Source organism: Hymenobacter sp. IS2118 (genome assembly GCF_000715495.1).
GTDB lineage: Bacteria > Bacteroidota > Bacteroidia > Cytophagales > Hymenobacteraceae > Hymenobacter.
The window spans coordinates 1-5,216 of the sequence record NZ_JNLX01000164.1 but is presented as its reverse complement, the minus strand read 5'-3'; the positions used below and the strand labels follow the sequence as shown (position 1 = coordinate 5,216).

Sequence of the window (5,216 nt, the reverse complement as noted above, 5' to 3'; positions counted from 1 at the left end):
AAGCGGGCGGGCCAACGCTGGGGCAAAAACGGCGCCCAACGCGTCTTGACCCTGCGCGTCTGCGCCATGAGTAACCGATGGCAACTGGTGCGACAGCAAATTGAACCCTTCAATCCCGCAAGAGAGGCCTAGCGACAATTTGAATTGCACCCATTTGAGCTGTTTGTAGCCCGCTTCGTCCGGGGCCTCCTGGCGCAAGCGTCGCCGGAAGGCATCCAGGCCCTGATTAAGCAATTTTACCACGTGAAACCGGTCCAGTACCAGCGTGGCCTGCGGGAAACAGGTGGCCGCTACGGCCAGATACGGCTGCCAGATGTCGCAGCTAACGGCGGTTATCTGCTGACAAAAAGCTGGACCAAGCCGTTGGAAATAAGCGACTAAGGTTTCTTTTTTGCGGTCTGGCAGAATGTCGACCAGCGTGCCCGTGTCCAGGTTGGTGAGCAGGCAGATAAAGTGCTTCTTGCCTTTGCGGTGGCTTTGCTCGTCAATGCCCAGGCGCCGCAGACCGACGTAGCGCTGGGGCAGTTGCTCGGCCTGCCGGCACTGGTCGAGGACCAGGCGCTCCACCGTTTTGGCGTGCATGCCCACGATGGCCCCCACTTCGCAGTAGGCTTGTTTGCGGCACCAGGCAAATACGTACCGGGCTTGCCGGTGGGTGTAGCTCTTATTGGCATCGGCAAACGGTAGGCGCTCGCTCGGGCAACTGCCGCAGTGCGGGCAGCGAAACTGCCGCACGCGCACCAGCAGGTAAACCGCTCGCTCCGAAATATTTAAGTCACGCACCCGGCGCGTGGTCCGGTCATTGACCACTGTGCATTCTACCCCACAGGAAGGACATAGCGTCCGCGTGTCGGTCAAGGTACAGGCGATTTCTATGGTCGTTTTCGTGACCGTGACGCCCGTCAGGACCACTTGAGGCAAGCCCAGCAGGTCGGTGTAAAAGGATAGCTCATTCATGCCCCAAGGTAAGCCAGCAGCGCTGCTCCATTAAAATTGTCAGACAACCGGCCTTTTTTTTTCAGCGGTGGGGTATTTCTCGCGATAATCCACCAGTAAACAGGCGTTTATGTTTTCCCAGGTTCCGTCCTTGCCCCACTTGGCGAAGTAGTAATGGACCGTGTTCCAGCAGGGAAACTCGCCGGGTAAATCGCGCCAGCCACAGCCGTTTTTGAGTACGTATAAAATTCCATTCATCACTTCTCGCAAGGGCCATTTGCTGCGCCGACGCACCGTAATCAAAGACTCAATACGCTGCCATGCTGCTAAATCTAGGTCAGAGGTATATTTCTTTATTCTCATGTATGACTTCTGCGGTTAATGTAGCCACAAATTTAACTTAAACAGCTTCTTAGACAGCCGCGGTGATAAACCGGGCCCTTGCCTCCGTTTTAACGAATCTCCAGTGTGCTCGGCAGCAACCGGCAACGGCACGAGCGATTCGGGGACCGGCGGGCAACCCGTACCTGCCGGGTCCTGGCGCACCTCCTCGACCGCAACGTCGGACGTCACGACCGGGGGGTGGCCGTAGGCCAGTTTCATCAGCAACGCGTAAGTAAGCGGGCCGTACGCCGGTGCATTCTCCTGCATTTCTGCCAGCGCCGCCACGGCTTGCCGTTGGTAAGCCCGGAGTGCTTCGTCCGCGGTCGACGCGATGGCACTCGGCGCGTCAATGGGCAGGTCCAGCGTGGGCATGTTTAAGACCAGGGCCAGGCCCTGGACCTGGCGCGCGAGACCTTGCCAATCAAAGATGACCACGGTCCCGTGCACCAGCACGTCGGGTTGCAACTGCCGCAGCACCTCGCTCCAGGTAGCCGGACTCAGGGCGGGAAAGTGGCGCTCCCGCCGCGCGTTGGCATCTATCAGCGCCTGCTCCACCAGCCGCGCTGAAGTGTGCGCAAAGGAAATGCGTCGGGGACCGGAATGGGGCGGTAGCAAATCAGGAAGTAGCATTGGCGAAACGCACTGGATTAGCCCGTGTAGTCGCTGCCCTATGCACTTCAAGAGGCAGAGGAATAGCGAACAGGGAAGCGATGGATAAAAATGCAACGAGTGCAATGATACGACAGCGGGAGCAATTAAGGGCGTATACGCCCTTAATTGCTCCCGCTTGGCGTCCCACCTTGCTCCGTGAAAAATCCGGTCGGTCTCCAAGTATTTGCCAACCGGCTTCGGTCATTGCGCCAAGCCCGCGGCTATTCCCAGCAGAAACTCGCGGACATCGCCAACGTGGAACAGTCCACCATCAAGCGCATTGAGCTGCGCCAGCTGGCCCCGACCCTGGATTTGCTTATTTCGTTGAGTCGCGCCCTGGCCCTCGACGTTCGGGACCTGGTCGACGACCCCGCCATCACCCATTCCGACCCCGAGGTGTCACCTGCCGTTGCAAGCAGCCCCGGCTAACCCTCACTTGGGCAAGCAGATGGTAAGATGCCCCGGCACCCAGCACCGGGCGACGAGGCGGCCACAAAAGGGTAGTTCGACGTAGCCGCGCATCGTCAGCTTTAGGAGGCGCGTCACGTGCTCAGAGCCCATGAAACAGCCCCGAACCAACCAGCGGCACGGTTACTCCACCACCAACTTGCGGCAGGCCGTGGCCCCGTCGTGCAACAGGCGCACGGTGTAGAGGCCCGCGGCCAGGCCCACCGTGGGCACGTTCAGTGTATGGGGTCCCGCACCCTGCACCAGTGCATGGGCCGCTGGAACTGTTCACCGAGACGGGCCAATTCGCAGCTGTTCACGCGTTGCGCCGTCCGGTACGGGTCCGACGTCCGGGCCGAGTGGTACCGCTAGGGCGGCGTGTAGCCCCCGCTGCAGCCACCGCTATTCCTTGGTACACGAGGTCGCAGCCCTTGGTCGCGTCATGAATAACTTTGCCAAGTTGTATCAAGGAGAAAACCCGGACTAAATGCGACGGCTACGGCAGTCCCTTTTTCGCTTGCGTGGGGCCATCACCCCTTCGTCCGGTGCCGGAAACAGTTACGCAGGTTTTGCTACTGCTTCCCTGAACTACTTCATTGCCGTTCTTCCACCCCCCATCGCCCGATGAGCATTAACCCGGAATTCCTGGCCGCCGTGCGCGGCCTCATCACGCAGGCGCGCCAGCAGGCGGTGCGGGCCGTCGATGCCGAGCGGGTCCTGCTCTACTGGCACATCGGGCAAATCATCCTGGAGGAAGAGCAGCACGGAGCCGACCGGGCCGCTTACGGCAGCAAGCTCATCAAGGGCTTAGCGGCGGAGCTTGAGCCGCAGTTTGGCAGCGGCTTTTCAGGGCGGCAGTTGCATTGGTACGTGCAATTCTACCGCACCTTTCCAATTGTGACCGCGCTGCGTTCACAATTCAGCTGGACGCATTACCGTAAGCTTATTCAGCTTGATAACGTGGATAAGCGCGAATTCTACGTGGCCGAAGCGACCAAAAACAACTGGTCAGCCCGGCAGCTGGAGCGGCAGGTGAACAGCCAGCTCTTCGAGCGCCTGCTGCTGAGCAATGACGTGGCCGCCGTGATGGCCGTGGCCCGCCAGGAAAAGCCGCCCACAGAGGCCCGCGACATCATCAAAGACCCCATGGTGCTGGAGTTTCTAGGCCTGAAGCGGGAAGCCGCTTACTACGAGCGCGACCTGGAAACTGCCCTGATAACGCACCTGCAGGAGTTTCTGCTGGAACTGGGCAACGGCTTTAGCTTCGTGGCCCGGCAGCAGCGCCTGCACCTGGACGGCGACGACTTCTTCGTGGACCTCGTGTTCTACAACCGGCTACTACAGTGCTTCGTGCTGGTCGAAATCAAGACCGACAAGCTCACTCACCAGGACCTGGGCCAGCTCCAGATGTACGTCAACTATTACGACCGCCTCGAAAAGCTGCCCCACGAAAACCCCACCATCGGCATCCTGCTTTGCGCCGATAAGAACGACGCGGTGGTGAAAATCAGTCTCCCAGCCGATAACCAGACCATTTTGGCCAGCAAGTACCAGCTGTATCTGCCCACTGAGCAAGCATTGATTGACGAGGTGAAGAAGGAGATTGATAAACTGGACCAACTATACAGACTAACCGCACTATGTGCGCAAGGGTAAATTTGCGGCTTACCCCCTTGGTTCGATGTCGTTACTCACCCACTTAGCCGACGTGCCGGACTTCCGGCGGCAGAATAAAAACTTTCGCCACAAACTATTAGACATTCTCGTTATCAGCGTGCTAGCTGTGCTGAGCGGGGCCGACGATTTTGAGGAAATCGCCTGGTTTGGCCAGCAGAAAGAACCCGTCTTTCGGCGCTACCTCTCGCTGGACAACGGTATTCCGTCCGACGATACCTTCCGGCGGGTCTTTCAGCACCTGGACGCGGCGGCGTTCAACGCGGCCTTTCTGGCCTGGATGCGGCAGGTGCTGCCCGCCGACCAACTCGGCCAGGTTTGTATCGACGGTAAGACCCTGCGCGGCTCCGGCCCGCAGGCGCTGCACGTGGTGTCGGCCGTGGCCAGCGCCCAGGGCCTGAGCCTGGCCCAGGTGGCCACGGCGGGCAAAGGCCACGAACTGGCGGCCATCCCCGACGTACTGGCCCTACTCGACGTACGCGGCTGCCTCGTCAGCCTCGATGCGCTCAGCTGCCAACCTGCCATCGCGGCCCAGATTTGCCAGCAAGGCGGTGATTACCTGCTGGCCCTCAAGGAGAACCAGGCCACGCTCTTGGCCGAGGCCGAACGCGCCCTGGCTCAGGTGCCCGCTCGGCAGACGCTCGAATCCTGGAGCCTGGCCTCCCACAACACCCCGCTCTGCACCCAGGTCAGCGTCCAAACCGACCTGCGCTGGGTCGATGAAGAAGGCCGTTGGCCGGGGCTGGCCGCCCTGGTCCGGGTCGCGACCACCCGCCACCCGGTCGACGGACCGGCCCAGTCGCAGGCCGTGCGCTACTACCTCAGCAGCCGCGCGAGCCTGACCCCGGCCCAGGCCACGGCCGCCGTGCGCGACCACTGGGCCATTGAAAACAAGCTCCACTGGCACCTGGACGTGACGCTGGGCGAAGACGCCCACCGCTTGCGCCAGGCCCAAGCCGTGGAAAACCTGGCCCTCGTGCGCAAAATGGCGCTTAACCTGCTGCAACAGGACCCCACACGGGTCAGCATCAAGAAAAAACGAAAGCGGCTCGGATGGAACGATGCCTATTTAGAAGAGCTGCTGACCCAGATTTGCCACCAACTTGCATAGTGCGGTTAGTCTG

Annotated in this window: 5 protein-coding genes and 1 pseudogene; 3 read left to right on the top strand and 3 right to left on the bottom strand. The window is 60.4% G+C overall.

The genetic code is table 11. From position 1 onward, the window contains the following. Nucleotides 1-156: 156 nt before the first annotated feature. From GM79_RS16930 to GM79_RS16920, 3 genes and pseudogenes are all read right to left on the bottom strand, one after another. Nucleotides 157-957 (bottom strand): annotated as a pseudogene (locus tag GM79_RS16930) (ISL3 family transposase); the annotation flags it as partial. A gap of 39 nt (nucleotides 958-996) precedes the next feature. Further along, entirely contained in the window at nucleotides 997-1,299 is a 303-nt protein-coding gene (locus GM79_RS16925) for a transposase (RefSeq protein WP_072008647.1), read from the bottom strand. Nucleotides 1,300-1,314: 15 nt separating this feature from the next. After that, on the bottom strand, nucleotides 1,315-1,950 hold the full coding sequence (locus tag GM79_RS16920; protein ID WP_152560053.1) for a hypothetical protein: 636 nt from the start codon (nucleotides 1,948-1,950) through the stop codon (nucleotides 1,315-1,317). A gap of 177 nt (nucleotides 1,951-2,127) precedes the next feature. Here GM79_RS16920 and GM79_RS16915 point away from each other — a divergent pair, with 177 nt between their 5' ends. The 3 genes from GM79_RS16915 to GM79_RS16905 all read left to right on the top strand — a co-directional run bounded on the left by GM79_RS16915 (nucleotide 2,128) and on the right by GM79_RS16905 (nucleotide 5,203). Beyond that, complete coding sequence (locus tag GM79_RS16915; protein WP_262489466.1) at nucleotides 2,128-2,400, top strand: helix-turn-helix domain-containing protein; 273 nt, start codon at nucleotides 2,128-2,130, stop codon at nucleotides 2,398-2,400. Nucleotides 2,401-3,042: 642 nt separating this feature from the next. Further along, on the top strand, nucleotides 3,043-4,074 hold the full coding sequence (locus GM79_RS16910) for a YhcG family protein (RefSeq protein ID WP_035566224.1): 1,032 nt from the start codon (nucleotides 3,043-3,045) through the stop codon (nucleotides 4,072-4,074). Nucleotides 4,075-4,099: 25 nt separating this feature from the next. After that, nucleotides 4,100-5,203, top strand: a complete 1,104-nt coding sequence (locus tag GM79_RS16905; protein ID WP_035559885.1) for an ISAs1 family transposase — start codon at nucleotides 4,100-4,102, stop codon at nucleotides 5,201-5,203. Nucleotides 5,204-5,216 lie beyond the last annotated feature (13 nt).

Coding starts and splice junctions, on each gene's coding strand:
- GM79_RS16920 (WP_152560053.1), bottom strand. CDS start 1,950: ATGCTACTTCCTGATTTGCTACCGCCCCATTCCGGTCCCCGACGCATT.
- GM79_RS16910 (WP_035566224.1), top strand. CDS start 3,043: ATGAGCATTAACCCGGAATTCCTGGCCGCCGTGCGCGGCCTCATCACG.
- GM79_RS16925 (WP_072008647.1), bottom strand. CDS start 1,299: ATGAGAATAAAGAAATATACCTCTGACCTAGATTTAGCAGCATGGCAG.
- GM79_RS16905 (WP_035559885.1), top strand. CDS start 4,100: ATGTCGTTACTCACCCACTTAGCCGACGTGCCGGACTTCCGGCGGCAG.